34 protein-coding genes are annotated in these 26,303 nt (G+C 71.6%); 4 read left to right on the forward strand and 30 right to left on the reverse strand.

What is annotated here, in order from left to right:
- The coding region (locus HGAM_RS17135) for a CHAP domain-containing protein (RefSeq protein WP_172636410.1) at positions 1–1,730 on the forward strand (1,730 nt) is incomplete at its 5' end.
- A gap of 97 nt (positions 1,731–1,827) precedes the next feature.
- On the opposite strand, the gene map is transcribed toward HGAM_RS17135, so the two are convergent.
- From map to HGAM_RS01215, 25 genes are all read right to left on the reverse strand, one after another.
- Entirely contained in the window at positions 1,828–2,640 is an 813-nt protein-coding gene (gene map, locus HGAM_RS01095) for a type I methionyl aminopeptidase (protein WP_038951456.1), read from the reverse strand.
- Between the two features lie 8 nt (positions 2,641–2,648).
- Positions 2,649–3,212 carry an adenylate kinase gene (locus HGAM_RS01100; RefSeq protein ID WP_019143625.1) on the reverse strand — a complete coding sequence of 188 codons (564 nt, stop codon included), beginning with the start codon at positions 3,210–3,212 and terminating at the stop codon, positions 2,649–2,651.
- Complete coding sequence (gene secY, locus HGAM_RS01105; protein WP_019143626.1) at positions 3,212–4,516, reverse strand: preprotein translocase subunit SecY; 1,305 nt, start codon at positions 4,514–4,516, stop codon at positions 3,212–3,214. Before secY ends, HGAM_RS01100 begins: the two co-directional genes overlap by 1 nt.
- Positions 4,517–4,651: 135 nt before the next feature.
- The gene (gene rplO / locus HGAM_RS01110; protein WP_019143627.1) at positions 4,652–5,092 is read right to left on the reverse strand and encodes a 50S ribosomal protein L15; all 441 of its coding nucleotides are present in this window, start codon (positions 5,090–5,092) and stop codon (positions 4,652–4,654) included.
- 1 nt (position 5,093) lies between these two features.
- A complete protein-coding gene (gene rpmD / locus HGAM_RS01115) occupies positions 5,094–5,276 on the reverse strand; it encodes a 50S ribosomal protein L30 (RefSeq protein WP_019143628.1) in 183 nt (60 codons plus the stop codon).
- The gene (gene rpsE, locus HGAM_RS01120; protein ID WP_019143629.1) at positions 5,276–5,878 is read right to left on the reverse strand and encodes a 30S ribosomal protein S5; all 603 of its coding nucleotides are present in this window, start codon (positions 5,876–5,878) and stop codon (positions 5,276–5,278) included. The genes rpmD and rpsE overlap by 1 nt, the downstream gene beginning before the upstream one ends.
- Positions 5,879–5,918: 40 nt before the next feature.
- Positions 5,919–6,302 carry a 50S ribosomal protein L18 gene (gene rplR, locus HGAM_RS01125; RefSeq protein WP_019143630.1) on the reverse strand — a complete coding sequence of 128 codons (384 nt, stop codon included), beginning with the start codon at positions 6,300–6,302 and terminating at the stop codon, positions 5,919–5,921.
- A 2-nt stretch (positions 6,303–6,304) separates the two neighbouring features.
- Positions 6,305–6,847, reverse strand: a complete 543-nt coding sequence (gene rplF / locus HGAM_RS01130) for a 50S ribosomal protein L6 (RefSeq protein WP_020691491.1) — start codon at positions 6,845–6,847, stop codon at positions 6,305–6,307.
- Positions 6,848–6,860: 13 nt separating this feature from the next.
- Positions 6,861–7,268: a 30S ribosomal protein S8 gene (gene rpsH / locus HGAM_RS01135; RefSeq protein WP_038951457.1), complete on the reverse strand. Its 408-nt coding sequence runs from the start codon at positions 7,266–7,268 to the stop codon at positions 6,861–6,863.
- Between the two features lie 89 nt (positions 7,269–7,357).
- Positions 7,358–7,543, reverse strand: a complete 186-nt coding sequence (locus tag HGAM_RS01140) for a type Z 30S ribosomal protein S14 (protein WP_019143633.1) — start codon at positions 7,541–7,543, stop codon at positions 7,358–7,360.
- Between the two features lies 1 nt (position 7,544).
- Complete coding sequence (gene rplE, locus HGAM_RS01145; RefSeq protein ID WP_019143634.1) at positions 7,545–8,105, reverse strand: 50S ribosomal protein L5; 561 nt, start codon at positions 8,103–8,105, stop codon at positions 7,545–7,547.
- A 2-nt stretch (positions 8,106–8,107) separates the two neighbouring features.
- Positions 8,108–8,470, reverse strand: a complete 363-nt coding sequence (gene rplX, locus HGAM_RS01150) for a 50S ribosomal protein L24 (protein ID WP_019143635.1) — start codon at positions 8,468–8,470, stop codon at positions 8,108–8,110.
- Position 8,471: 1 nt separating this feature from the next.
- Positions 8,472–8,840: a 50S ribosomal protein L14 gene (gene rplN, locus HGAM_RS01155; RefSeq protein WP_019143636.1), complete on the reverse strand. Its 369-nt coding sequence runs from the start codon at positions 8,838–8,840 to the stop codon at positions 8,472–8,474.
- Positions 8,841–8,850: 10 nt separating this feature from the next.
- Positions 8,851–9,135 (reverse strand): 30S ribosomal protein S17, encoded by a 285-nt coding sequence (rpsQ, locus tag HGAM_RS01160; protein WP_020691490.1) that lies wholly within the window; start codon positions 9,133–9,135, stop codon positions 8,851–8,853.
- Positions 9,132–9,362: a 50S ribosomal protein L29 gene (rpmC, locus tag HGAM_RS01165; protein ID WP_019143638.1), complete on the reverse strand. Its 231-nt coding sequence runs from the start codon at positions 9,360–9,362 to the stop codon at positions 9,132–9,134. Before rpmC ends, rpsQ begins: the two co-directional genes overlap by 4 nt.
- A complete protein-coding gene (gene rplP, locus HGAM_RS01170; RefSeq protein ID WP_019143639.1) occupies positions 9,362–9,778 on the reverse strand; it encodes a 50S ribosomal protein L16 in 417 nt (138 codons plus the stop codon). The genes rpmC and rplP overlap by 1 nt, the downstream gene beginning before the upstream one ends.
- Positions 9,778–10,569 (reverse strand): 30S ribosomal protein S3, encoded by a 792-nt coding sequence (gene rpsC, locus HGAM_RS01175; RefSeq protein WP_019143640.1) that lies wholly within the window; start codon positions 10,567–10,569, stop codon positions 9,778–9,780. The genes rplP and rpsC overlap by 1 nt, the downstream gene beginning before the upstream one ends.
- Positions 10,569–10,991 carry a 50S ribosomal protein L22 gene (rplV, locus tag HGAM_RS01180; protein ID WP_019143641.1) on the reverse strand — a complete coding sequence of 141 codons (423 nt, stop codon included), beginning with the start codon at positions 10,989–10,991 and terminating at the stop codon, positions 10,569–10,571. Before rplV ends, rpsC begins: the two co-directional genes overlap by 1 nt.
- On the reverse strand, positions 10,988–11,269 hold the full coding sequence (rpsS, locus tag HGAM_RS01185) for a 30S ribosomal protein S19 (RefSeq protein ID WP_038951459.1): 282 nt from the start codon (positions 11,267–11,269) through the stop codon (positions 10,988–10,990). The genes rplV and rpsS overlap by 4 nt, the downstream gene beginning before the upstream one ends.
- 14 nt (positions 11,270–11,283) lie before the next feature.
- Positions 11,284–12,114, reverse strand: coding sequence for a 50S ribosomal protein L2 (gene rplB, locus HGAM_RS01190; RefSeq protein WP_038951460.1), 831 nt, complete (start codon positions 12,112–12,114; stop codon positions 11,284–11,286).
- 21 nt (positions 12,115–12,135) lie between these two features.
- Entirely contained in the window at positions 12,136–12,441 is a 306-nt protein-coding gene (gene rplW, locus HGAM_RS01195) for a 50S ribosomal protein L23 (RefSeq protein ID WP_019143644.1), read from the reverse strand.
- Positions 12,438–13,382 (reverse strand): 50S ribosomal protein L4, sunset domain variant, encoded by a 945-nt coding sequence (rplD, locus tag HGAM_RS21040; protein ID WP_019143645.1) that lies wholly within the window; start codon positions 13,380–13,382, stop codon positions 12,438–12,440. The genes rplW and rplD overlap by 4 nt, the downstream gene beginning before the upstream one ends.
- 4 nt (positions 13,383–13,386) lie before the next feature.
- Entirely contained in the window at positions 13,387–14,043 is a 657-nt protein-coding gene (gene rplC, locus HGAM_RS01205) for a 50S ribosomal protein L3 (protein ID WP_019143646.1), read from the reverse strand.
- A 14-nt stretch (positions 14,044–14,057) separates the two neighbouring features.
- Positions 14,058–14,366, reverse strand: coding sequence for a 30S ribosomal protein S10 (gene rpsJ, locus HGAM_RS01210; RefSeq protein ID WP_007078637.1), 309 nt, complete (start codon positions 14,364–14,366; stop codon positions 14,058–14,060).
- Between the two features lie 354 nt (positions 14,367–14,720).
- Positions 14,721–15,743, reverse strand: a complete 1,023-nt coding sequence (locus HGAM_RS01215) for an AraC family transcriptional regulator (protein WP_038951461.1) — start codon at positions 15,741–15,743, stop codon at positions 14,721–14,723.
- Positions 15,744–15,814: 71 nt separating this feature from the next.
- On the opposite strand from HGAM_RS01215, the gene HGAM_RS01220 reads away from it, so the two are divergent.
- The 3 genes from HGAM_RS01220 to HGAM_RS01230 are packed head-to-tail and all read left to right on the forward strand — an operon-like array spanning position 15,815 to position 19,625.
- Positions 15,815–17,275, forward strand: coding sequence for a flavin-containing monooxygenase (locus tag HGAM_RS01220; protein ID WP_019143648.1), 1,461 nt, complete (start codon positions 15,815–15,817; stop codon positions 17,273–17,275).
- Positions 17,272–19,026, forward strand: coding sequence for an FAD-dependent oxidoreductase (locus tag HGAM_RS17140; protein WP_019143649.1), 1,755 nt, complete (start codon positions 17,272–17,274; stop codon positions 19,024–19,026). The genes HGAM_RS01220 and HGAM_RS17140 overlap by 4 nt, the downstream gene beginning before the upstream one ends.
- On the forward strand, positions 19,023–19,625 hold the full coding sequence (locus tag HGAM_RS01230) for an acetoacetate decarboxylase family protein (RefSeq protein ID WP_019143650.1): 603 nt from the start codon (positions 19,023–19,025) through the stop codon (positions 19,623–19,625). Before HGAM_RS17140 ends, HGAM_RS01230 begins: the two co-directional genes overlap by 4 nt.
- A gap of 7 nt (positions 19,626–19,632) precedes the next feature.
- Here the strand turns inward: HGAM_RS01230 and HGAM_RS01235 are convergent, their stop codons facing one another.
- The 5 genes from HGAM_RS01235 to nirB all read right to left on the reverse strand — a co-directional run bounded on the left by HGAM_RS01235 (position 19,633) and on the right by nirB (position 26,288).
- Complete coding sequence (locus tag HGAM_RS01235; protein WP_019143651.1) at positions 19,633–21,390, reverse strand: ABC transporter ATP-binding protein; 1,758 nt, start codon at positions 21,388–21,390, stop codon at positions 19,633–19,635.
- A 52-nt stretch (positions 21,391–21,442) separates the two neighbouring features.
- Complete coding sequence (locus HGAM_RS01240; protein ID WP_019143652.1) at positions 21,443–22,135, reverse strand: sirohydrochlorin chelatase; 693 nt, start codon at positions 22,133–22,135, stop codon at positions 21,443–21,445.
- Positions 22,136–22,249: 114 nt separating this feature from the next.
- A complete protein-coding gene (locus HGAM_RS01245) occupies positions 22,250–23,368 on the reverse strand; it encodes a uroporphyrinogen-III synthase (RefSeq protein ID WP_019143653.1) in 1,119 nt (372 codons plus the stop codon).
- Positions 23,365–23,715, reverse strand: coding sequence for a nitrite reductase small subunit NirD (gene nirD, locus HGAM_RS01250; protein ID WP_019143654.1), 351 nt, complete (start codon positions 23,713–23,715; stop codon positions 23,365–23,367). Before nirD ends, HGAM_RS01245 begins: the two co-directional genes overlap by 4 nt.
- Entirely contained in the window at positions 23,712–26,288 is a 2,577-nt protein-coding gene (gene nirB, locus HGAM_RS20820) for a nitrite reductase large subunit NirB (protein WP_019143655.1), read from the reverse strand. The genes nirD and nirB overlap by 4 nt, the downstream gene beginning before the upstream one ends.
- Positions 26,289–26,303: the final 15 nt, after the last annotated feature.

Raw genomic sequence — 26,303 nt, forward strand, 5'->3', positions numbered from 1 at the left:
CCGGCTACTCCGACTTCGGGTACGGCACGGCCAGCTCGAAGATGTACTGGAACATGTTCAGCGGCGCGAACTGCACGAACTACGCGGCGTACCGGCTGATCACCAGCCAGGGCGTCACCAGCACCCGTCCCTGGACCGGTAGCGGCAACGCCAAGAACTGGGGCGTCGCCATGTCGCAGTACCTGACACAGACGCCCACCGTGGGCTCGATCGCCTGGTTCCCGCACAGCGGCTCGGCCGGTCACGTCGCCTACGTCGAGAAGGTCGGCACGAAGTCGATCATCATCTCCGAGTCCAGCTGGGGCGGACCCCTGCTGCGCTGGCGCCAGATCAACCGCGAGGACTCCGGCCGGTGGCCGAGCGGCTTCCTGGTCATGAGCCTGCCCACCCTGGCCAAGCCGACGGTGTCGGGCACGGTCAAGGTCGGCGCCACGCTCAACGCGTCCACCATCACCCCGGCGCCGAAGGTCGCGGCCGACTCGATCACCTACCGCTGGCAGGCCGACGGCAAGTCGATCTCGGGCGCGGGCACGCAGTCGTTCAAGCCCACGCAGGAGCAGCTGAACAAGGCGCTGGCCGTCCGGGTCGTCGTCAAGCGCGGCACCCTGGAGACCTCCACGCTCTACTCCGCGGCCAGCCGCGTCCTGCCCGGCAGCCTGGCCACCACCGTGCGGCCCGCGATGTCCGGCACCGCCCGCGTCGACCAGGTCGTCCGCGCCACCGGCGGCACCTGGAACGTCCCCGGGCTGACGCTGCGCTACCAGTGGATGGCCGACGGGAAGCCGATCCCCGGCGCCACCTCGGCGACGCTCACCGTTCCGGGCTCGGCCGCGGGCAAGAAGCTGACCGTCGCGGTGTCGGCGAGCCGGGCTGCGTACAGCACCACCACGGTCTCCTCGACCGCCGTCGCCGTCCCGTGGGGCACGCTCACGGTGAAGCGTCCGACGACGTTCACCGGCGGCAAGGCGGTCGGAGCGACCGCCACCGCGGACGCCGGGTTCTCCCGCGACGACGTCTCCGTCCGCTACGCGTGGACGCTCGACGGCGTGGCGATCCCCGGCGCCACCGGCCGCACGTACACGCCGCGAGGGCAGGACCGTGGCAAGCGGCTCGGCGTCGTGGCCACGGCCTCGCGCAGCGGCTACGTCGACGTGTCGTCGACCTCCGCCGCCGGGTCCGCGATCGTCAACGGCACGATGCGCCGCACCACGCCGACGCTGCGCGGCACCGCCGCCGTGGGTCGCGACCTGGCCGTCAACGGCCTGTCGTGGGCGCCGGGCGCGCGCTACCAGTACCGCTGGCTGGCCGACGGACGCGTCGTGAGCGGCGCGACCACCTCGCGCCTCACGCTGACCCCGCAGCTGCGTGGCAAGCGCATCACCGTCCAGGTCACGGGGACGGCCGCGGGCTACGACACCGCGACGGCGACCTCCGCCGCCACGGGCCGCGTGGCCAACGGCACGATCAGCGCCTCGGTGACGGTCAAGGGCACCGCGAAGGTGCGGGGCAAGCTCAAGGCGACCGTCGCGGTCAAGCGTCCGGTCACCGGGCAGCGCACCGTCCGCTACCAGTGGCTGCGCGACGGCCGCACGATCAAGGGCGCCACGAAGTCGTCGTACCGCCTGACGACGGCCGACCGGCGGCACCGCATCTCGGTCAAGGTCACGGTCAGCTCCACGGGCTACACGACCAAGCGGATCACGAGCCGCCGCACCGGCACCGTCCGCTGAGCCGCGGCGGGCCCGACCCCGCCGGACGCGACCGCGCCCGCCGTCCCCTCGGGGGCGGCGGGCGCAGTGCTGTGCGGGAAGAAGTGCGTCGGGGCGGTCAGTCGCCGGCGTAGGGGGCGCCGAGCGCCTCCAGCGCGGCCCGCCCGCCGTCGGGCGCGGTGAGCACCCACAGGCCGTCAGCGGTGATGGCCACGCTGTGCTCGAAGTGGGCGGCCCACGAGCCGTCCAGGCTCACGACCGTCCAGTCGTCCTCGAGCGTGCGGGTCTGGGACGTGCCGAGCGTGATCATCGGCTCCACGGCGATGGCCATGCCCGCCTTCAGCCGGGCCCCCTTGCCGGGACGGCCGACGTTGGGGACGTCCGGCGGCTGGTGCATGGCCGTGCCGATGCCGTGGCCGGTGTAGCCGGTGACGATGCCGTACTCGCCCTGGGACGCGACGTACGTCTGCACCGCGTGGCCGACGTCGCCAACACGGCCACCGTCGTGAGCGGCCGAGACGCCGTGCCACATGGCCTGCTCGGTGACCCGCAGCAGGTCCTGGACGCGCTCGGGCACCTCCCCCACCGCGACCGTGACGGCGGAGTCGCCGTGCCAGCCGTCGACGACGGCGCCGCAGTCGATCGACACGACGTCGCCGTCGGCGATCACCCGGTCGCCGGGGATGCCGTGGACGACCTCGTCGTTGACCGACGTGCAGATGACGCCCGGGAAGCCGTGGTAGCCCAGGAAGTTCGAGGTCGCGCCCATCTCGGCGATCGCGGCCCGGGCGATCGCGTCGAGGTCGGCGGTCGTCATGCCCGCGGCGACCTGGTCACGCAGCCGGGCGAGCGTGTGGGCGACGACCAGGCCGGCCTCGCGCATGACGCGCAGCTGGGCGGGGGTCTTGAGCTCGATCCCGCGGTCGAACAGCACGGGGCTCAGCGGTCGAGGGCGGCGTGGATGCGCTCGGCCACCTGCTCGACCGAGCCGATGCCGTCGACCTCGCGAAGCAGCCCGCGCTCGGCGTACACGGCGAGCAGCGGGGAGGTCTCCTTGGTGTAGACCTCCTGGCGGTGCCGGATGACGTCCTCGGTGTCGTCGGATCGTCCGCTGTCCTGCGCCCGCTTCAGCAGCCGGGCGATGAGCTCCTCGGGGTCGACCTTGAGCGACAGCACGGCGTCCAGGCTCGTGCCCAGGTCGTCGAGGATGGCGTCGAGCGTGGCGACCTGGTCGGTCGTGCGCGGGTAGCCGTCGAGGATGAAGCCGGCCTGCGCGTCCGGCTGGGCCAGCCGGTCCTTCACCATGGCGTTGGTGACCTCGTCGGGCACGTACTCGCCGGCGTCCATGTACCGCTGGGCCTTCTTGCCCAGCTCGGTCTGCTGCGAGACGTTCGCCCGGAAGATGTCACCGGTCGAGATGTGGGCCGCCCCCAGGCGCTCGGCGAGCTGCACGGCCTGGGTGCCCTTGCCCGCACCGGGCGGGCCCATGATGAGGAGTCGCATTAACGCAGGAACCCTTCGTAGTTGCGCTGCTGGAGCTGGCTCTCGATCTGCTTCACGGTGTCCAGGCCGACGCCGACGATGATGAGGATCGTCGTGCCGCCGAACGGGAAGTTCTGGCTGGCGCCGAGGACCGCGACGGCGATCATCGGGATCAGCGAGATGAGCGCCAGGTACGTCGCGCCGGGAGCCGTGATGCGGCTCAGGACGTACGCCAGGTAGTCCTGCGTCGGGCGGCCCGCGCGGATGCCCGGGATGAAGCCGCCGTACTTCTTCATGTTGTCGGCGATCTCCTCCGGGTTGAAGGTGATCGACACGTAGAAGTAGGCGAAGAAGACGATGAGCACGACGAACGTGGCCATGTACAGCGGGTGGTCGCCGCGCACGAAGTTGTCGTTGATCCACTGCGCCCAGGGCTTGTCCTGGTTGAACTGCGCGGCCAGGGCCGGGAGGTACATGAGGCTCGAGGCGAAGATGACCGGGATGATGCCGGCCTGGTTGACCTTGAGCGGGATGTAGGTCGAGGAGCCGCCGAACATGCGGCGTCCGACCATGCGCTTGGCGTACTGCACCGGGATGCGGCGCTGGGCCTGCTCGATGAAGATGACGCCGGCGACGACCACGAGGCCGACCAGGCAGACGATCGTGAAGGTCGTCCAGCCGTTCTGCTGGCGGATCTGCCACATGGCGCCGGGGAACGTGGCGACGACCTGGGTGAAGATCAGCAGCGACATGCCGTTGCCGACGCCGCGGTCGGTGATCAGCTCGCCGAACCACATGATCATCGAGGTGCCGGCGACCATCGTCAGGACGATGAGCAGGAAGGACAGGATGCTGTCCTCGTTGTAGAGCAGTGCGCCGCAGTCGATGCCGCCGAAGAGCTGGCCGCTGCGCGCGAGCGCGACGATGCCGGTCGCCTGCAGCACGGCCAGACCGAGGGTCAGGTAGCGCGTGTACTGCGTGATCTTCGCCTGGCCGGACTGGCCCTCCTTCTTCAGCGCCTCGAGCCGCGGGATGACCACGACGAGCAGCTGAAGGATGATGCTGGCGGTGATGTAGGGCATGATCCCGAGCGCGAAGACCGTCAGCTGGAGCAGCGCGCCGCCCGAGAAGACGTTGATCAGCGCGAACAGGCTGCTGTTGTCACCGGACGACGCGAGGTCGACGCACCGCTGCACGTTCGGCACGTTGATGCCGGGTGCGGGCACGGTCGAGCCCAGTCGGAAGAGCACCAGGATGCCCAGGACGAACAGCATCTTGCGACGCAGCTCGGGCGTCTTGAACGCGTTAGCGAAGGCGCTGAGCACGACGTTCCTCCTCGAGTGCCCGGGGCGTCCCCGGGCGGCCATGGGTGGGCGGGCGGCAGACCCGCCTCGCAGACTCTAACAAGACACAAAATCCGCCGGGACTCCCGTGGGGTCCCGGCGGATCCTGTGGCGGACTCACACCTCGGTGGTGCTGCCTCCGGCGGCTTCGATCTTGTTCTTGGCCGAGGCCGAGAACTTGTGCGCGGTGACCTGGACCTTGACGGTCAGGTCGCCCTGGCCGAGCACCTTGACCTTGTGGCCCTTGCGCACGGCGCCCGCACCCACGAGGGCGTCGACGTCGATCGCGCCGCCCTCGGGGAAGAGCTCGGAGATGCGGTCCAGGTTCACGACCTGGTACTCCTCGCGGAAGGGGTTCTTGAAGCCCTTCAGCTTGGGGAGACGCATGTGGATCGGGACCTGGCCGCCCTCGAAGCCGACCGGCACCTGGTAACGGGCACCGGTGCCCTTGGTGCCACGGCCGGCGGTCTTGCCCTTGGAGCCTTCACCGCGACCCACACGGGTCTTCGCGGTCTTGGCGCCGGGGGCAGGACGCAGGTGATGGAGCTTGAGCGTCATGTCAGTCGACCTCCTCGACGGTGACGAGGTGCGGGATGGTGTTGATCATCCCGCGGATCTCGGGGCGGTCCTCGACGACGCTGATGTCGCCGATGCGCTTGAGGCCCAGCGAACGCAGCGTGTGGCGCTGGTTCTGCTGGCGACCGATGCCCGACTTGACCTGGGTGACCTGCAGCTTGGTCATCAGACCGTCACCTCCGCCGGAGCCGACGACTCCTTGCCGGCCTTGAGCAGGGCCGCCGGGGCGACCTGCTCGACCTCGAGGCCACGGCGCGCGGCCACGGACTCGGGCGACTCGAGAGAGCGCAGCGCCTCGACCGTCGCGTGGACGATGTTGATCGCGTTCGACGAGCCGAGCGACTTCGACAGGATGTCGTGGACGCCCGCGGCCTCCAGCACGGCGCGCACCGGACCACCGGCGATGACGCCGGTACCGGGCGAGGCCGGACGCAGGAAGACGACACCGGCCGCCTTCTCGCCCTGCACCGGGTGCGGGATGGTGCCCTGGATGCGGGGGACGCGGAAGAAGCTCTTCTTCGCCTCCTCGACACCCTTGGCGATAGCCGTGGGAACTTCCTTGGCCTTGCCGTAGCCGACACCGACCATGCCGTCACCGTCACCGACGATCACGAGGGCGGTGAAGCTGAAGCGACGTCCACCCTTCACGACCTTGGCGACACGGTTGATCGTGACGACCTTCTCGATGTAGTTGGACTTCTCGGCGTTGCGGTCTCCGCCGCGTCCGCCGCGGCGATCGCCGCCGCCTCGACGCTGGGTTCCGCTCATGAGGCACTCCTCTTGTCAGTCATGTTCGTGCAGCCGGTCATCAGAACGTCAGCCCCTTCTCGCGCGCGCCGTCAGCCAGCGCGGCGACACGGCCGGCGTACTTGTTGCCGGCGCGGTCGAAGACGACCGTGTCGATGCCGGCGGCCTTCGCACGGTCGGCGACGAGCTCGCCGACCTTGCGGGCCTTGGCGGACTTGTCGCCCTCGAACGAGCGCAGGTCCGCCTCCATCGTCGAGGCCGACGCGAGCGTGCGGCCCTCCAGGTCGTTGACGACCTGGGCGACGATGTGCTTGCTCGAGCGGGTGACGACCAGGCGCGGACGCTCGGCCGAGCCGCTGAGCTTCTTGCGGCCGCGGATCTGACGACGCAGGCGCGACGCGGTGCGGCCCTTGACGGTCTTGTTGTGCTTGATGGAGATCGCCATGGTTACTTACCAGCCTTTCCGGCCTTGCGCAGGACGCGCTCGCCGGCGTACCGGACACCCTTGCCCTTGTACGGCTCGGGCTTGCGCAGCTTGCGGATGTTCGCCGCGACCTCGCCGACCTTCTGCTTGTCGATGCCGAGGACCGCGAACTTCGTGGCGGACTCGACGGTGAAGGTGATGCCCTCGGGCGCCTCGATCGGGACCGAGTGGCTGAAACCGAGGTTCAGCTCGATCGCGGACGGGCCCTTGGCCAGCACGCGGTAGCCGACGCCGACGATCTCGAGCTTCTTCTCGTAGCCGTCGGTGACGCCCACGATCATGTTGTTGACGAGGGTGCGCGACAGGCCGTGGAGGGCCTTGCTACGACGCTCGTCGTTCGGGCGCTCGACGAGCAGCGATCCGTCCTCGCTCTTGGCGACGGTGATCGGCTCGGCGACCGAGTGCGAGAGCTCGCCCTTCGGACCCTTGACGGTGACGTCCTGGCCGTCGATCGTCACAGTGACGTTCGCGGGCACGGGAACGGGAATCTTGCCAATGCGCGACATGAAACGTCCCCTCTCACCAGACGTAGGCGAGGACTTCTCCGCCTACACCCTTGCTGTTGGCCTCACGGTCGGTGAGCAGTCCCTGGGACGTGGAGATGATCGCCACGCCGAGACCGCCCAGGACCTTGGGCAGGTTGTTGGACTTCGCGTACACGCGCAGGCCCGGCTTGCTGATGCGGCGGATGCCGGCGATCGAGCGCTCGCGGTGCTTGCCGTACTTCAGCGTGATGGTGAGCGACTTGCCCACCTCGCCCTCGCTGGGCTCCTTCACCGAGAAGTCGGTGATGTAGCCCTCGCGCTTCAGGATCTCGGCGACGCCGGCCTTCAGCTTCGAGAACGGCATGGTCACGGAGTCGTGGTACGCCTGGTTGCCGTTGCGCACACGCGTGAGCATGTCCGCGATCGGGTCCGTCATTGTCATTGCTGTGTTTCCGTTCCTGCCGCGGTTTCGCATCCCGTCCCAGCCGCCGGAGCGGACGGTGTGGGAGGACCTACGGCATCAGAGGTGAATTACCAGGAGCTCTTGGTGATGCCCGGGAGCTCGCCGCGGTGCGCCATCTCGCGAAGGCAGATGCGGCAGAGGCCGAACTTGCGGAAGACCGCACGCGGACGACCGCAGCGCTGGCAGCGGGTGTACTCGCGCACCGCGAACTTCTGCTTGCGGGCCTGCTTGACCCGGAGGGCAGTCTTCGCCATGTCAGTTCTCCTTGTAGGGGAAGCCGAGGAGCTTGAGGAGCGCGCGCCCCTCCTCGTCGGTGGTCGCCGTCGTGACGATGGTGATGTCCATGCCGCGCTGACGATCGACCTTGTCCTGATCGATCTCGTGGAACATGACCTGCTCCGTGAGACCGAACGTGTAGTTGCCCCGGCCGTCGAACTGCTTGGGCGACAGGCCGCGGAAGTCGCGGATGCGCGGGAGCGCCAGCGTCAGCAGGCGGTCCAGGAACTCCCACATGCGGTCGCCGCGCAGCGTGACGTGCGCGCCGATCGGCATGCCCTCGCGCAGCTTGAACTGCGCGATGGACTTGCGGGCCTTGGTGACCTGCGGCTTCTGGCCGGTGATCGCGGTGAGGTCGCGCACGGCGCCCTCGATCAGCTTGCCGTCCTTGGCCGCGTCGCCGACACCCATGTTGACGACGATCTTGGTCAGGCCGGGGACCTGCATGACGTTCTTGATCTCGAGCTGGTCACGCAGCGCGGGGAGGATCTCCTCGCGGTAGCGGGCCTTGAGACGAGGGATCTCGGTCGTGGTCGCCATGCTCAGATCTCCTTTCCGGTCTTCTTGGCGATGCGCACGGAGCGCTGGGCCTCGTACGTGGAGCCGTCGGGACGACGCTTGGTGACGTCGTCGCGGCGGTAGCCGACGCGCGACGTGGTCTTGCCGTCGTCGCCGTCGACCAGCAGCTGCACGTTCGAGACGTGGATCGACGCCTCGGCGGTGATGATGCCGCCCGAGGTGCCGGCGCCGGGCTGGCCGGCCTTGGTGTGCTTCTTGACGCGGTTGACGCCCTCGACGACGACGCGCTGCGCGTCGGTCAGGACCTCGATGACCTTGCCCTCGACACCCTTGTCCTTGCCGGCGATGACCTTGACCTGGTCACCCTTCTTGATGGACAGAGCCATCTCAGAGCACCTCCGGAGCGAGCGAGATGATGCGCATGAACTTCTTGTCACGAAGCTCACGGCCGACCGGGCCGAAGATGCGCGTGCCGCGCGGGTCTCCGTCGGCCTTCAGGATGACGGCCGCGTTCTCGTCGAACTTGATGTAGGAACCGTCGGGGCGACGGCGCTCCTTCACGGTCCGGACGATGACGGCCTTGACGACATCACCCTTCTTGACGTTTCCGCCGGGGATGGCGTCCTTGACGGTGGCGACGATCGTGTCACCGATGCCGGCGTAGCGCCGGCCGGAGCCGCCGAGCACACGGATGCAGAGGATCTCCTTCGCACCGGTGTTGTCGGCGACCTTGAGTCGCGACTCCTGCTGAATCATCGATCGTCTCCTACTTGGCCTTCTCGAGGACCTCGACGACGCGCCAGCGCTTGGTCGCCGACAGCGGTCGCGTCTCCATGATGCGGACGCGGTCGCCGACGCCGGCGGCGTTGGTCTCGTCGTGGGCCTTGAGCTTGGTGTTACGGCGCTGGACCTTGCCGTACAGGGCGTGCTTGACGTGGTCCTCGACGTTCACGACGACGGTCTTGTCCATCTTGTCGCTGACGACCAGGCCTTCACGGACCTTGCGGGCGCTCCGCTCGTTCACGGCATCTTCCTTCTTGTTCGCGCTCATGCCGAGACCTCGTTGTCCTCGACGATGCCCAGCTCGCGCTCGCGCAGGACCGTGTAGATCCGGGCGATGTCCTTGCGGACGGTGCGCAGGCGGGCGTTGTTCTCGAGCTGACCGGTCGCGTTCTGGAAGCGGAGGTTGAACAGCTCCTCCTTGGCCTCGCGCAGCTTCGCGGCCAGGTCGTCGGCCGACAGGCCACGCAGGTCGGCGGCGGTGGTGGCGTTCGCCATCACTGATCACCCTCTCGCGTGATGAATCGGGCCTTCATGGGCAGCTTGTGGATCGCGCGGCGCATCGCCTCGCGGGCCACGTCCTCCGGGACGCCGGACAGCTCGAACATGACGCGTCCGGGCTTGACGTTGGCGACCCACCACTCCGGCGAGCCCTTGCCCGAGCCCATGCGGGTCTCGGCGGGCTTCTTGGTCAGGGGACGGTCCGGGTAGATGTTGATCCACACCTTGCCGCCACGCTTGATGTGGCGCGTCATGGCGATACGAGCGGACTCGATCTGTCGGTTGGTCACGTAGTGACCCTCGACAGCCTGGATGCCGTACTCGCCGAACGCCAGCTGCGTGCCGCCCTTGGCCATGCCTCGGCGCTTCGGGTGGTGCTGCTTGCGGTACTTGACCCTGCGGGGAATCAGCATCAGCTGGCCTCTCCACTCGGCGCCGCAGCGGCCTCGGCCGCGGGCGCAGCCTCGGTGGGCTGACCGTCGCGAGCGGGACGCTCGGGACGACGACCACCACGGGCGGGACGGCGACCACCGGGGGCCGCAGCGCGCTTGGCCGCCTCGGCCTCGCGCTCGGCGCGGGTGCCGGCGACCTCGCCCTTGTAGATCCAGACCTTCACGCCGATGCGGCCGAAGGTCGTCTTGGCCTCGTAGAAGCCGTAGTCGACGTCCGCACGCAGGGTGTGCAGCGGCACGCGACCCTCGCGGTAGAACTCCGAGCGGCTCATCTCGGCGCCGCCGAGACGGCCGGAGCACTGGATGCGGATACCCTTGGCGCCCGAGCGCATCGTCGACTGCATCGCCTTGCGCATGGCGCGACGGAACTGCACACGACCGGAGAGCTGCTCGGCGACGCCCTGGGCGACCAGCTGCGCGTCCATCTCCGAGTTCTTGACCTCGAGGATGTTCAGCTGCACCTGCTTGCCGGTGAGCTTCTCCAGGTCGCCGCGGATGCGGTCGGCCTCGGCGCCACGGCGACCGATGACGATGCCCGGACGCGCGGTGTGGATGTCGACGCGGACACGCTCACGCGTGCGCTCGATCTCCACCTTGCTGATGCCGGCGCGATCCATGCCCTTGGTCAGCAGCTTGCGGATCTTGACGTCCTCGCCGACGTAGCTGCTGTACAGCTTGTCCGCGTACCAGCGGCTCTTGTGGTCGGTCGAGATGCCCAGTCGGAAGCCGTGCGGGTTGATCTTCTGTCCCACTAGCGGTTCCCACCCTTCTTGTTCGTGTCGTCCGCAGGCTGCACGACCACGGTGATGTGGCTGGTGCGCTTGAGGATTCGGTTGGCAGCGCCCTTGGCGCGCGGCCGCCAACGCTTCATGGTCGGGCCCTCGTCGACGAGGACCTTGCTCACGACGAGGTTCGCGCGGTCCAGGTCCTCGGTGCTCGTCGCGTTGGCCACGGCCGACTGGACGAGCTTGTAGAAGACCTCGGAGGCGGCCTGCGGAGCGAACTGCAGGGTCGCCAGCGCGCTGTCGACGTCGGCGCCGCGCACGAGCGCGGCCACACGGCGGGCCTTCTGCGGGGTGACGCGCACGAAGCGCGCGACCGCGAAGGAGCCGGCCTCGTCACCGAGGAGGCTGTCCCGACGGGCACTGGTGTTCTGACGGGTCGCGGCGGTCATCGGCGCTTCGCCTTCCGGTCGTCCTTCTCGTGGCCACGGAAGGTGCGCGTGGGCGCGAACTCTCCGAGCTTGTGGCCGACCATCGAGTCGGTGACGAAGACCGGGACGTGCTTGCGGCCGTCGTGCACGGCGATCGTGTGTCCGATGAAGGACGGCAGGATCATGGAGCGACGCGACCAGGTCTTGATCACCTGGTGGGTTCCGGCCTCGTTCTGAGCGTCCACCTTCTTCTCGAGGTGGCCGTCGATGAACGGGCCCTTCTTCAAACTACGCGGCATGGGTCAGTCCTTCCTTACCGCTTGCCGGTCTTGCGGCGACGGACGATGAGCTGGTCGCTGGCCTTGCGCTTGCGCGTACGGCCCTCGGGCTTGCCCCACGGGCTGACCGGGTGGCGACCACCGGAGGTCTTGCCCTCACCGCCACCGTGCGGGTGGTCGATCGGGTTCATGGCGACACCGCGGACGGTCGGGCGGACGCCCTTCCAGCGCTTGCGGCCGGCCTTGCCCCAGTTGATGTTCGACTGCTCGGAGTTGCCGACCTCGCCGATGGTGGCGCGGCAGCGGACGTCCACGTAGCGCATCTCGCCCGAGGGGAGACGCAGCTGCGCGCGGTTGCCCTCACGGGCGACCAGCTGGACGCGGGCACCGGCCGAGCGGCCCATCTTCGCGCCGCCACCGGGGCGGAGCTCGATGTTGTGGATGACCGAGCCGACGGGGATGTTGCGCAGCGGCAGGTTGTTGCCGGGCTTGATGTCGGCACCGGTGCCGGACTCCACCGTCATGCCCTGACGCAGACCCTCGGGGCAGATGATGTAGCGCTTCTCGCCGTCGGCGTAGTGCAGCAGCGCGATGCGGGCGGTGCGGTTCGGGTCGTACTCGATGTGAGCGACCTTGGCCGGCACGCCGTCCTTGTCGTAACGCTTGAAGTCGATGACGCGGTAGGCGCGCTTGTGACCGCCGCCCTGGTGACGCGTCGTGATCCGTCCCTGGTTGTTGCGGCCGCCCTTCTTGGGCAGCGGCTCGACCAGCGACTTCTCCGGCGTGGTGCGGGTGATCTCGGCGAAGTCGGCCACGCTCGAGCCACGACGGCCCGGGGTGGTCGGCTTGTACTTACGGATAGCCATGAAAAATCAGTCCTCGTCGTCTCAGGCGCTCGGCGCCGAGAAGATGTCGATGGTCTGGCCGGCCGCGACGGAGACGATGGCGCGCTTGGTGTCCTTGCGCTTGCCCTCGCCGTTGCGGGTACGACGGACCTTGCCCACGCGGTTGAGCGTGTTCACGGCCGTGACCTTGACGCCGAAGATGTTCTCCACGGCGATCTTGATCTCGGTCTTGTTCGCGTCCGGGTGCACCTCGAAGGTGTACTTGTTGTCCTCGATCAGACGGTAGGTCTTCTCGCTGACGACCGGGGCGAGCAGGACGTCACGGTGGTCCTTGCGCTGCGTGGTCACTTGCTACCTCCTGCGGTGAAGCCCGCGGCCTGGGCCGTCTCGGCGGAGTCGAACCACACCTCGGCCTCGGCGTCGGCGTAGCCGGCGTCGTCCGCGGTGTAGTAGGAGCCGGCAGCACCCTTGACCTCGTGACCCTTGGGCGCGTTGCCGCTCTTGAGCGGCGCCTTCGAGCCCGGGCCGTACGGCTGGGTCTTGGTCGCACCCTCGGCGGCGGCCTCGGCCGGAGCCTCGGTCTTCTCGGCCTTGGGGGCGGCGGCCTTCTTGGGCGCAGCCTTCTTCGGGGCGGCGGCCGGAGCCGGAGCCTCGGTGACGGCGGCGCTCAGCTTGACCGTCTCGACACCCTCGGCCGAACGAGCGGCCACGAAGGCGTCGAACGCGGCCTGCGTGAAGACCACGTCGTCGCTGCGGACGACGTCGTAGGTGTTGAGCTGGTCGTAGCTGATCAGCCAGACCTGCTTGGCGTTGCGCAGGCTCTTGATCGTCAGCTCGTCGTTGCGGTCGATGACCACCAGGACGCGCGGACGGGTCGAGATGGCCAGCAGGGCCTCGACGGCGACCTTGGTCGACGGGGCGTCGCCCGTGACCAGGCTGTCGACGACGTGCAGGCGACCCGAGCGGGCCCGGTCCGAGAGGGCACCGCGCAGGGCGGCGGCCTTCATCTTCTTGGGCGTGCGCTGGTCGTAGCTGCGCGGCGTCGGGCCGTGCACCACGCCACCACCGGTGTACTGGGGAGCGCGGATCGAGCCCTGACGGGCGCGGCCGGTGCCCTTCTGGCGGTACGGCTTCTTGCCACCACCGCGGACCTCGCCGCGGCTCTTGGTGTCGTGCGTGCCCTGACGGGCGGCAGCGAGCTGCGCGGTGACGACCTGGTGGATGAGCGGGACGTTCGTCTGCGCACCGAACAGGTCGACGGGCAGGTCGACGTCAACGGTCTTCGCCATGGCGTCAGGCTCCCTTCGCGGCGTTGCGGATGACGACGAGCTGGCCCTTGGGACCGGGCACGGCGCCCTTGACGAGGATGAGGCCCTTCTCCGCGTCGACCGCGTGAACCTTGAGGTTCTGCGTGGTGACGGTGTCGGTGCCCATGTGGCCGGCCATGCGCAGGCCCTTGAAGACGCGACCCGGGGTGGCGCAGCCACCGATCGAGCCCGGCTTGCGGTGGTTGCGGTGCGCGCCGTGCGAGGCGCTCACGCCGGCGAAGCCGTGACGCTTCATGACGCCGGCGAAGCCCTTGCCCTTGCTGGTGCCGGTGACGTCGACGACGTCGCCCGCGGCGAAGATCTCCGGGGAGACCTCCTGGCCCAGCGTGTAGTCGGCGACCAGCTCGGTGCGGATCTCGACGACGTGGCGGCGCGGCGTCACGCCGGCCTTGGCGAAGTGGCCGGACTCCGGCTTGTTCACCTTGCGGCCGTCGATCTCGCCGAAGCCGATCTGGACGGCGGTGTAGCCGTCGGTCTCCTGCGTGCGGATCTGCGTGACGACGTTGGTGTCGGCAGCGATCACGGTCACGGGGATGACGCGGTTGTCGGCGTCCCAGACCTGGGTCATGCCGAGCTTGCGGCCGAGGAGGCCGCGCGCGTTCGCGGTGGAAGTCGTGCTCATAGGTCGTCTACCCCTCAGAGCTTGATCTCGATGTCGACGCCGGCAGGCAGGTCGAGACGCATGAGCGAGTCGACGGTCTTGGGCGTCGGGTCGATGATGTCGATGAGCCGCTTGTGCGTACGCATCTCGAAGTGCTCGCGGCTGTCCTTGTACTTGTGGGGCGAACGGATCACGCAGAACACGTTCTTCTCGGTCGGCAACGGCACCGGCCCGGCCACCTTCGCACCCGTGCGCGTGACCGTGTCGACGATCTTGCGCGCCGAGGTGTCGATCACCTCGTGGTCGTAGGCCTTGAGCCTGATGCGGATCTTCTGTCCCGCCATGCTCTCAGTTCGTCCTTCTCGTCGTTTACCGCTTGTCGTTCTCGCCCCGGCCGGGGGAGAACGGCTACTCCCCCTCCGACCCCCGAGGTCGGGCGTGTCGCGGCGCGTAGCGCCATCGATGTGCCGATCTCGAGTTGGTGAGTTGGGCCTGCAGCCCCTCCGAAGAGGTTCCGCGGGCCAGGCAGGTTCTCAGGTCCGGCGACGTCGTGACCCCGGCCCCGAGGGGGAGATCGTGCGACGACGCCCCAGCGAACCCACCGGAGCAACCTGACTAGTCTGTCAGACGATCCCCCGATAGCACAAATCAGGTCCGGGCGGCCTGCGTCACGGCTTCCGTGGCGCGTCGCGCGCGGGTCAGCGCCGCCGGGCGCCGGGTCCGAGGCCGAACCAGCGGCGGTACGCGTGCGCGAACCCGGCCGCGTCGGCGTACCCGAGCCGGGCGGCCACGTCCTCGGTGGACAGGCCCGACTCGAGCAGGCCCGGCGCGGCGCTGCGCCGGACGTCCTCGAGCACCTCGCGGTACGTCGCCCCCGCCTCGGCGAGCCGCCGGCGCAGCGTGCGCTCGCTGGTGCCGAGCGCGTCGGCGACGTCCTTCATGGCCGCGCCCGACGGGAGCAGCTGGGAGACGAGCACCCGCACCTGGTCCAGGCCGGCGTCGCCGCGGCGCGCGGCGGCGAGATCGGCGCACAACCGCGAGCACCAGGCGTGCGTCGCCGCGCTGGCCTGCGGGAGCGGGGTGTCGAGCAGCGCCGGGTCGAGCACGAGCGCGTCCGTGGGGCTGCCCCACCGCGGCTCGGTGCCGAGCACCGCGCGGTACGGGCGCGGGTCGGCGGGCGCGTCGCCGGTGAGCTGCACGACCAGGCCGGCCTCGGCCCCGGGCAGCGCCTCGCGCATGAGCTGGCTGATCGCGGCGAGGTCGCGCTCGGCCAGGAACCGGCCGACGTCGTCGGGCACGTCCGGCGGACGCCGCACGGTGACGCGCACGCCGCGCTCGTCGCCGGTGACCGACGGCGTGGCGAAGGAGTGGCTGAGGTCCAGGAAGCGCAGGCCGACCTCCATGGCGGCGCCGAACGTGGGGGCCGACTGCATGGCGAAGCCCAGCACGCCGAACGTCGTCAGGTGGTAGCGCCGGCCCAGCTCGACCGCCGGCACGCCGCGCCGGGTCAGCTCGCGCGCGACGTTCGTCATGACGTCGAGCTCCTGGCGGGCGGTCATCATCGCGTCCGGGTCGCGGCCGTCCACCGGCAGCCGGACGCCGGCGAACACCGCCGAGCGGGGCACCTTGAGCGCATCGGTCAGGCTCAGCACGGGCTCGAGGCCGGCCGCGGCCCGCGGGAAGTCCCAGCCGGCCTGGGAGGGCAGCAGCGCGAGGGACATGGCCGTCATCATGCCGTATCTGGCCGCTGACGTGCTCCCGGTCACACTCGTCCGCGCCTAGCCTGCCGAGGGTGAGCACCCCACGAGTCCGAGTCCTGGTCGTCGGCGCCGGCTTCGGCGGCCTGGCCGCGGCCGCCGAGCTGCAGCGCACCGGCGTCGCCGACGTGCAGGTGCTGGAGCGGGCCGACGAGGTCGGCGGCGTCTGGCGCGACAACACCTATCCCGGCGCCGCGTGCGACGTGCCGTCGTCCCTGTACTCCTGGTCGTGGGCGGCCGACCGGCCGTGGGGTCGGCGGTACGCGCCGCAGCCGGAGATCCTCGACTACATCCGCGACACCGCGGCGGCGCGCGGGCTGCGCGACCTGGTGCGCACCAAGACCGCGGTGACCGCGGCCCGTTACGACGAGCCGACCCGCACCTGGCAGGTCACCACCGCCGACGGCGAGACGATCGAGACCGACGTCGTCGTCTCGGCCGTGGGCCAGCTGTCCGAGCCCGTCGTGCCCGACCTACCCGGGCGCGAGACGTTCGCCGGTCCGGCGTTCCACTCCGCGCAGTGGCGCCACGACGTCGACCTCACCGGCCGGCGGGTCGTGGTCGTCGGCACCGGGGCGAGCGCCATCCAGTTCGTGCCGCAGGTCGCGCGCCAGGCCGCGCACGTGACGGTCGTGCAGCGCTCGGCACCGTACGTCGTCCCCAAGCCCGACCACCGGCACGGGCGGCTGTACCACCGCGTCGTGGACCGCCTTCCCCGCCTGCGCCGGCTCGAGCGCGCGGCGATCTTCCGGCTCACCGAGCAGCTCAACGCCGCGCTCGGCCAGGACGGCCCGCTCACGAAGGTGCTCCGCGGCGTGTGGCGCCTGCACCTGCGCCACCAGGTCAAGGACCCGGCCCTGCGCGCGCGGCTCGTGCCCGACTACCCGCTCGGCTGCAAGCGGCTGCTCTTCTCCAACGACTGGTACCCGACGCTCGACGCGCCCCACGTGGACGTGGTCACCGAGCGGATCGAGCGGATCGAGCCCGCGGGCGTCCGCACCGCCGACGGTGTCCTGCACGAGGCGGACGTGCTGCTGTGGGGCACCGGGTTCGCCGCCACCGACTTCCTGTCGACGCTGACCGTCACCGGCGTCGGCGGCCGCGACCTGCACGAGCAGTGGGCCGACGGCGCCAGCGCCCACCTGGGCGTGGCCGTGCCCGGGTTCCCGGGCTTCTACTGCCTCTACGGACCGCACACGAACCTGGGCGGCAGCTCGATCCTGGGCATGCTCGAGCCCCAGGCGCGCTACGTCGCCCAGCTCGTCCGCCGCCTGGCCGAGCGGCCCGGCACCCGGCTCGACGTCCGTCCCGACGTCGCGACGGCGTTCGAGGACGAGATGCGCACCCGGCTGGACGGCAGCGTCTGGACCGGCTGCGCCAGCTGGTACCGCGGCGACGACGGGCACATCAGCACGAACTGGCCCGGCCGCACGGCCGAGTACGCCCACCGGCTCGAGACCGTCCGGTGGTCCGACTACGAGGAGGTGCCCGCATGAGCGAGGCCCGGCACGACTACGACGTCCTGGTCATCGGCTCGGGGTTCGGGGGCAGCGTCACCGCGCTGCGCCTCACCGAGAAGGGCTACCGCGTCGGCGTCCTGGAGGCGGGCCGCCGGTTCGCCGACGACGAGCTGGCGAAGACGTCCTGGCGGGCGCGCGACTACCTGTTCGCCCCGGCCGCCGGGCTGCTGGGCATCCAGAAGATCACGCTGCTCAAGGACGTGCTCGTGCTCAGCGGCGCGGGCGTCGGCGGCGGCTCGCTGGTCTACGCCAACACGCTCTACGAGCCCAAGGACGGCTTCTTCCGCGACTCCAGCTGGGCCCGGTTCACCGACTGGAAGGCCGAGCTCGCCCCGGCCTACGACCAGGCCAAGCGGATGCTCGGCGTCGAGGCGTACCCGCGCCTCACCCCGTCGGACGAGGCCGTGCTCGGCGCCGCCCGGGCGATGGGCGTGGAGGACACGTTCGGGCCGACCGACGTGGGCGTGCTGTTCGGCGAGAGCCGCGGCATCGCGCCGGGGACGAAGGTCGCCGACCCGTACTTCGGCGGCGCCGGCCCGGAGCGGACGACCTGCATCCACTGCGGCGACTGCATGACCGGCTGCAACCTCGGGGCGAAGAACACGACGGTGAAGAACTACCTGTACCTGGCCGAGCAGGCTGGCGCGCAGGTGCACGCGCTGACCACCGTGACCGACGTGCGTCCGCGGCCCGGCGGCGGCTACGCGGTGCACACCCGCGGCACGAACAATGCGGCCCGCCACCGGAGCCGGACGTTCACCGCCGAGCAGGTCGTGTTCAGCGCCGCGGCGATCGGCACCCAGCGGCTGCTGCACCGGCTGCGCGACAACGGGTCGCTGCCCGGCCTGTCGCCGCGCCTGGGGCAGCTGACCCGCACCAACTCCGAGGCGATCCTCGGCGTCCGGACGCACAAGCCCGCGCAGGACTTCAGCGAGGGCGTCTCCATCACGTCCTCGATCCACCTGGACGACCACACCCACCTGGAGCCGTGCCGCTACGGCCCGGGCAGCAACACCATGGGCCTGCTCATGGCGATGATGGTCGACCCCGTCGACGGCAAGCGACGGCTCGGCGTCGGCCTGCGCAACATGTGGCGCAAGCGCCGCTCGCTGCTGTGGTTCCACAACCCCCGGCGCTGGTCGCAGGAGACGATCCCGCTGCTGATCATGCAGACGTACGACAACTCGCTGTCGACGTTCACGCGCAAGCGGCTCGGTCGCCGGGTGATGAGCACGAGGCAGGGCGAGGGCGAGCCGAACCCGACCTGGATCCGCCTCGGCCACGAGGCCGCCCGGGCCGTCGCGCAGCACACCGGCGGCGAGCCGGCCGGCACCTGGCTCGACCTGGTCGACATCCCGACCACCGGGCACCTGCTCGGCGGCGTGCCCATGGGTGAGGACGCCGAGCGGGGCGTCATCGACCCCTACCACCGGGTGCACGGCTACCCGGGGCTGCACGTCATCGACGGCTCGGCGGTCTGCGCGAACCTGGGCGTGAACCCGTCGCTGACCATCACCGCGATGTCCGAGCGGGCCGTCTCGCTGTGGCCGAACCGGGGCGAGGCCGACCCGCGTCCCGCCCTCGGTGAGCCCTACCGCCGCCTCTCCCCCGTCGCCCCGCGCCGGCCCGTCGTGCCCGAGACCGCTCCGGCGGCGCTGCGGCTGCCGGTGGTCGAGGTGCGTCAGGGCGACGCGGCCCGGCGGACGACGCAGCCGGAGCCCGCGTGAGCACGGCGTACCCGCCCGAGCCGTGGCACCTGACCGGCCGCGGCCTGATCACGACCTGGCGCGTGCCGGTCGGGGCCGTCCCCGCGCTGCCGCCCGGCACCCGGCCGCTGCCGCTCGGGCCGGGCCACACCGCGGCCGTGACCATGCTCGTCGACTACCGCCCCGGCGGCGACCTGTCCTACCGCGAGCTGCTGGCCGGCGTGCTCGTGCGGGTGGGGCGGCGGCCGGCGCTGAGCGTCACCGACATCTGGGTCGACAGCGAGGCCTCGCTCGCCGGCGGACGGGCGCTGTGGGCCGTGCCCAAGCAGCTCGCCTCCTTCGGGCCGGGGCGGCAGACGTCCGTGGCGGCGGACGGACGCCTGCTGGCCACGGTCAGCGAGGACGCGGCCGGGCGCCTCGCGGCACCGGTGCGCGTCGCGAGCCGCATCGCCCAGGAGCGCGACGGGCACGCCCTCGTCAGCAAGGTCGCCGCGTCCGGTCGGATGCGTCGGACCAGCCTGACCTGGCACGTGCCGGCCAGGAGCCCCCTGGCCTGGCTGACCGCCGGACGCCCGCTCGTCTCCGTGGCCGCCGACCCGTTCTCGATGACGTTCGGCTGAGCCGCGCTCATTCCGGCGCCGTCACGACCGGCCCGATGCGCAGCGCCGCGACGAGGCCGGCGTACAGCTCGTCGGACAGCAGGTCCTCGTGCCGGCCGACGGCGCGGACGCGTCCGGCCTCCAGCAGCACGATGCGGTCGGCGTCCATGACGGTGGAGAGCCGGTGGGCGACGGACACGACGGCCCCGTCACGAGCCAGCCGGCGCACGCCCTCCGCCACGGCGGACTCCGTGAGCGCGTCGAGCTGGGCGGTCGCCTCGTCGAGCAGCACCACCTCCGGTCGCCAGACCAGCGCCCGGGCCACGGCCAGGCGCTGACGCTCACCGCCAGAGAGCCGCGTGGCGTCGACCTCCGTGTCGATGCCGGACGGGAGCGCCCGGACGGTGTCGGCCAGGTGGACGGCCTCCAGCGCGGCCCACACCGCGGCGTCGTCGGCCTCCGGCGCGGCGTGCACCACGTTGTCGCGCACCGAGCCGGGGACGAGCGGCGTGTCCTGCTCCACGTAGCCGAGCCGGCCGCGCACCGCGTGCGCCGTCCAGCCGTCGTAGGGCACGCCGTCGAGCAGCACCCGGCCCCGGACCGGGTGCAGCAGCTTGAGCAGCAGCGACAGGACGGTGGTCTTGCCGGCGCCCGACGGCCCCACCAGCGCCGTGTGCCCCCGCCGCGGGATGGTCAGGCTCACCCCGTCGAGCGCGAACGGGCCGTCGGGCCGGTACCGGACGGTGACGTCCTCGAGCGCGAGCACCGGACCGTCCGGGTCGGTCCCGGCAGGCTCGGCGGACGCCGTGGGCGGGTCGACCTCCTGCGGGAGGGACACCACCTCGTCGATGCGCGCCGCGGCCGCGAGCCCGGACTGCAGGGACGTGAGACCCATCGTCACCATCATCACCGGCCACATGAGGCCGAAGACGTAGAGCAGGAACGCCACCAGCGTCGGCACGTCGAGGGCCCCGGCCGACACCCGGTACGCGCCGAACCCGAGCACCACCAGGACGACGAGGTTGACCGCGATGCCCGTCAGCGTCCACGCCACCGCCTCCAGGCGGACGACCCGGACGCCGAGCGCCGCGGCCTCGTCCACGTGTCGGCCGAGCCGTTCGAGCTCGCGCTGCTCGGCCCGGCTGGCCTTCACCGTCCGCAGCGCCCGCCCGACGCCGTCGAGCCGCGCGCCCAGGTGTCCCAGCTCGGCCTGCGACTCCTGCTGCAGGCGGGCCATCAGCGGCATGAGCGAGCCGGCGAGCACCATCCCGGTCACCACGACGAGCACCGTCGCCACGAGCAACGGGAGGTCGAGGTAGGCCATGAGCACCAGGGACCCGACCAGGGAGACCGCGCCGTTGACCAGGTAGACGAGGCTGGACGTGGTCGCCTCTCGGATGAGCGTCGTGTCGGACGTGACGCGCGAGACCATCTCACCCCCGGTGCGTCCGATCAGCACGTCGGGACGCGCACCGAGGAGCCTGCCGAGCATCGTGCGCCGAGCGCCGCGGATGACCTGCTCGGCCATGGTGCCGAGCATGACGGTCTGCACGTAGCCGATCGCGTTGCCGACCACCAGCACCACGACCAGGAGCAGCACCGGACCGGCCAGCGACGCGCCGGACTCCAGGCCCTCGAGGACGGACCGCGTGACCAGCGGGCCGACCAGCTCGGCGGCGGTCGCCGCGAACCCGAGCAGGATCGACACGATCAAGGTGGCACGGTGGGGCCGCACGTACCCGGCGAGCAGGCGCCAGCGCGGTCCGGCGGGAGCGGGCGGGGTCATGACCGGGACGCTACGCCCCGGCGGTGCCGACGCGGGCCGGTTCTGGCAGCGCTCAGCGGGCGGCGGCGAGCGCCGCCGGCACCGCGCACCGGTGCGTGACCAGGTCGACGATCCTGCGGTCGGGCGTCCGGTCGTCGAGCAGCGGAGCCGTGACGCGGTCGGCGCCGGCCTCGCGCATGAGGTCGTCGAAGTAGCCCGGCGCGAGCAGGTAGTCGGCGACGACCACCCGGCGTCCGGGCCGACGCACCCGGGCGACGACGTCCGTCAGCCGCTCACCCGTGCCGCCCAGCACGCCGACCGGCACGGGCGCCCCCCACGCCCGTGACAGCCGCCGCGCGGTGAGCGCCAGGTGCGCCCGGCCGGACGGGTCCCGCGTGCCCGCCGCCCCGAGCACGACCTGGTCGCCCGGTGTCGCGCCCACCTCGGCCAGCCGGTCGAGGAGCACGTCGACCAGCCGCGGGTCGGGCCCCATCGGCCCGGCGACGGTGACGCCCGGCCGGTCCGCGGCCCGGGCGACGTCCACCCGGGTGTGGAAGCCGGCCGACAGCAGGAGCGGGACGACCCGACGCGTGGCCCAAAGACCGTCGCCGGCGTCCAGCACCGCGCCGAGGCTGGGCTCCTGCACGTCGACGAAGGACTCCTCGAGCGGGCCGACAACTTCCCGCAGCGCGGCGGCGAGCGACGCGACGGCGCGTCGTCCGCGGGGGTCACGGGTGCCGTGGCTGGCGACGACGATCTGGTGCACGGGGCTACCTCCTCGGTCACCGACCACGCTAGGAAGCGCGTGTTTCACCGGACGTGGCCGCACGCAAACCCTGGGTGACGGCGACCTCACGGCGTCGCCGGCCGGATCGTGAGGTCAGGCGTCGACCTCGAGCCGGTAGCCGCGCTTCACCACGGTGCGCACGGCCTCGCGGCCGACCGCCTCGCGCAGCCGGGCGACGGCGACCTCGACGGTGTGCGGGTCGCGGCTGTCGCCGGGCAGGACGTCGAGAAGCTCCTCACGGCTGCGGACGCGGCCGGGGTCGGCCGCCAGGCAGCGCAGCAGCGCCAGCCCCCCGGGCGAGACCGGGAGCGGAACGTGGTCGAGGGTCGCGGCGGTCGCCCGGACGCGCAGCAGGCCGGACGGGGTGGGCAGCGCCGCCTCGTCGTCACCGAGGTCGAGCACGAGGCTGCGCAGCAGCGCGCCGAGCCGGGCCCGCGGCGGCACCAGGACGTCCAGGCCGAGGTCGCGCAGCGGGGCGGCGGTCACCTCGCCGACGGCGGCGAGCCGCAGGAGCCCCGCGTCCACGAGCTCCATGACCGGGCCGAGGACCTGCTCGGACCGCACCGCCTCGAGCCACGCCGCGGCGCCCGGGGCGGACGTGAACAGCACCGCGTCGTAGCCGCCCGCCGCCGCGCCGCGCACCGAGCGGCGGACGGCCTCGGGGTCGGCCGGCGGGCCCCAGCGGTAGACGACCAGGCTCGCGGTGGTGGCGCCGGCCGCGGTGAGGTGGCGCTCGAGCCCGTCGTCACCCGCACCGTGGTGCTGGACGACGATGCGCTGCCCGGCCACCCCGTCGGCGCGCAGGAAGTCGGCGATCTCGGCGGACGTCTCGGACTCCGCCACCCAGTCGGGCACCAGCCCGGCGGCCTGCAGCGCGCCGCGAGCCTTCGGTCCGCGGGCGACGACGCGGCTGCGCTGCAAGGACTCGAGCAGCTCGTGGCCCAGCCCGACGGACTCGGCGGTGTCCAGCCAGCTGCGGAAGCCGATGCCGGTGGTCACGACCACGACGTCGGCGGGGCGCTCGACCAGCGCGCGGGTCTCGGCGACCAGGCTCTCCTCGTCGATGTGGGACTCGACGCCGAGCGAGGAGGCGACCACGACGGACGCCCCGCGGCGCTGCAGGGCGTTGACGATGTCGTCCGCCCGGCGCTGGGCGGTCACCAGGACGCGGGCGCCGCTCAGGACCGGCCCGAGCTGGGACGTCTCGCTCACGCCACCCCCTTCGCCTCGTCCTCCGCCACCGCGACCTCGACCTGTCCGCCGGCGACCCGCACCGGCCACACGCGCAGGCGCACCGCCGGGTCGTCCAGGCACTGGCCGGTCGCGAGCGAGAAGACCTGCTTGTGCAGGGGCGATGCTACCGTCGCCAGCTCCCCGCGGGACCCGACCAGACCACGGGCCAGGACGTTGGCCCCGGTGAACGGGTCGCGGTGGTCGACCGCGTGCACCGCGCCGGACGCCAGCCGGAACAGCGCCACCTGCTCGCCGCCGACGAGCGCGGCGGCACCCCGGTCGGGCACCAGGTCGTCCAGCGCGCACACCCGCGTCCAGCCGCTCACGCCGGCACCTCCGCCTCGCGCACGGGGATGGTCGGCCCGCCGATGAGCACGCCGCGCTCCTGCGCCGTGGCCGGACGCTTCTGGCCGCGCTCCTGGACGTACGCCAGGTCGGGGTCGCCGACGTCCGGGGCGTTGACGAAGGCGCTGAACCGGCGCAGCTTCTCGGGGTCGGCCAGGGTCGCGGCCCACTCGTCCTCGTACCGGTCGACGTGGCCGGCCATCGCGGCGTCCAGGTCGGCGGCGATGCCCAGCGCGTCGTCCATGACCACGGCCCGGACGGCGTCCAGCCCGCCCTCGACCGCCTCCAGCCACGTCGCGGTCCGCTGCAGGCGGTCGGCGGTGCGCACGTAGTACATGAGGAAGCGGTCGATGGTGCGGACGAGCTCCTCGGTGCTCAGGTCCTCGGCCAGCAGCTGCGCGTGGCGCGGCGTGAAGCCACCGTTGCCGCCGACGTAGACGTTCCAGCCCTGGTCGGTGGCGATGACGCCGACGTCCTTGCCCCGGGCCTCGGCGCACTCGCGGGCGCAGCCGGAGACGCCGAGCTTGATCTTGTGCGGCGAGCGCAGGCCGCGGTAGCGCAGCTCGAGCGCCACGGCCAGGCCGACCGAGTCCTGCACGCCGAAGCGGCACCAGGTCTGGCCGACGCACGACTTCACCGTGCGCAGCGACTTGCCGTACGCGTGCCCGGACTCGAAGCCGGCGTCCACGAGCCGCTGCCAGATGGCGGGGAGCTGCTCGATCCGCGCGCCGAACAGGTCGATCCGCTGGCCGCCGGTGATCTTCGTGTAGAGCCCGAAGTCGGCGGCGACCTGCCCGATGGCGATGAGCCCCTCCGGCGTGACCTCGCCGCCGGGGATGCGCGGGACGACCGAGTACGTGCCGTCCTTCTGCATGTTGGCCATGACGTGGTCGTTGGTGTCCTGCAGCGCAGCGTTCTCGCCGTCGAGCACGTGCCCGTGACCGAGGCTCGCCAGGATCGACGCGACGACCGGACGGCAGATGTCACAGCCGCGGCCGCTGCCGTGCCGCTCGACCAGCTCGCTGAACGTGGTGATCCCGCTGACCCGCACGACGTCGAACAGCTGGGCCCGGCTGAGCGCGAAGTGCTCGCACAGGGCGTCGCTGACCTCGACGCCCGCCGCCTCCAGCTCGGCGTTGACGAGGGTCTTGACCAGGGGCAGGCACGAGCCGCAGCTCGTCCCGGCTCGGGTGCACGCCTTCACCCCGGCCACGTCGGTGCAGCCGCCCTCGGAGACGGCGCAGCGGACGGCGCCGGCGGTCACGTTGTTGCACGAGCAGACCGTCGCCTCGTCCGGGAGGGCACCGGCGCTGGGCGGCTCGACCCCGTCCGGCAGCAGCCAGGCCGTCGGGTCACCGCCGAGCGGGTTGCCGACCATCGGGCGCAGCGTCGTGTACGCGGACGCGTCGCCGACCAGCACGCCGCCGAGCAGCGTCGAGGCGTCGTCGCTGAGCACGAGCTTCTTGTAGACGCCGGCGACGGGGTCGGCGTAGACCACCTCGAGGCTGCCGGCCGTCGCGGCGAAGGCGTCGCCGAAGCTGGCCACGTCCACGCCGAGCAGCTTGAGCTTGGTCGACAGGTCGGCCCCCTCGAACCGCGCCTCGCCGCCCAGCAGCCGGTCCGCGACGACCTCGGCCATCGTGTAGCCGGGCCCCACCAGGCCCCACACGCGTCCGGCCACGCAGGCCACCTCGCCGATGGCGTAGACGTCCGGGTCGCTCGTGCGGCAGGCCGCGTCGGCCATCACGCCCCCGCGATCGTGGACGTCCAGCCCGGCGGCCCGGGCGAGCTCGTCGCGCGGACGCACCCCGGTCGCCAGCACGACCACGTCGGCGGGCAGGCCGTCACCGTCGGCGAAGTCCATGTGCTTGACCCGGCCACGCCGGTCGCGCCGGATGCGTGAGGTGGCCGTGGACGTGCGGACGTCCACCCCGAGCCCCTCGACGATGCGGCGCAGCGCCTCACCGCCCGCCTGGTCGACCTGCACCGGCATGAGCCGGTCGGCGAACTCGACCACGGTGGCGTGGGCACCGAGCTGCTCGAGCGCCCCGGCCGCCTCGAGCCCGAGCAGGCCGCCGCCGACCACGACGCCGCGCACCGGCGGGCGTCCCTCGCCCTGCCGCTCGGTCACCCAGGCGCGCAGCTCGGCGACGTCGTCCACCGTCCGGTAGACGAAGCAGCCCTCGGCGTCCGTGCCCTCGATCGGCGGGACGGCCGCGTACGAGCCGGTGGCCAGCACGAGCGCGTCGTACGGATGGGCCGTGCCGCGGGCGGTGACCGTGCGCGCTTCGCGGTCGATCGCCGAGACCGGCGAGCTGCGGTACAGCCGGACACCGGGCTCACGCCACAGCGCCTGGTCGCCGAGCAGCAGCTCGTCGGCGTCGTGCAACGTGAAGAACGACGTCAGCGCGACGCGGTCGTACGGCGGCCGGCTCTCCTCGCCGAACACCTCGATCGTCCAGTCCCGGGTGGCGCCCCGCTCCACGAGCGCCTCGACCAGCCGACGGGCGACCATGCCGGCACCGACGACCACGAGCCTCTTCTTCTGGGTCATGGCTCGACGCTAGGA

The organism is Aeromicrobium massiliense JC14, from assembly GCF_000312105.1.
GTDB classification, from domain to species: domain Bacteria; phylum Actinomycetota; class Actinomycetes; order Propionibacteriales; family Nocardioidaceae; genus Aeromicrobium; species Aeromicrobium massiliense.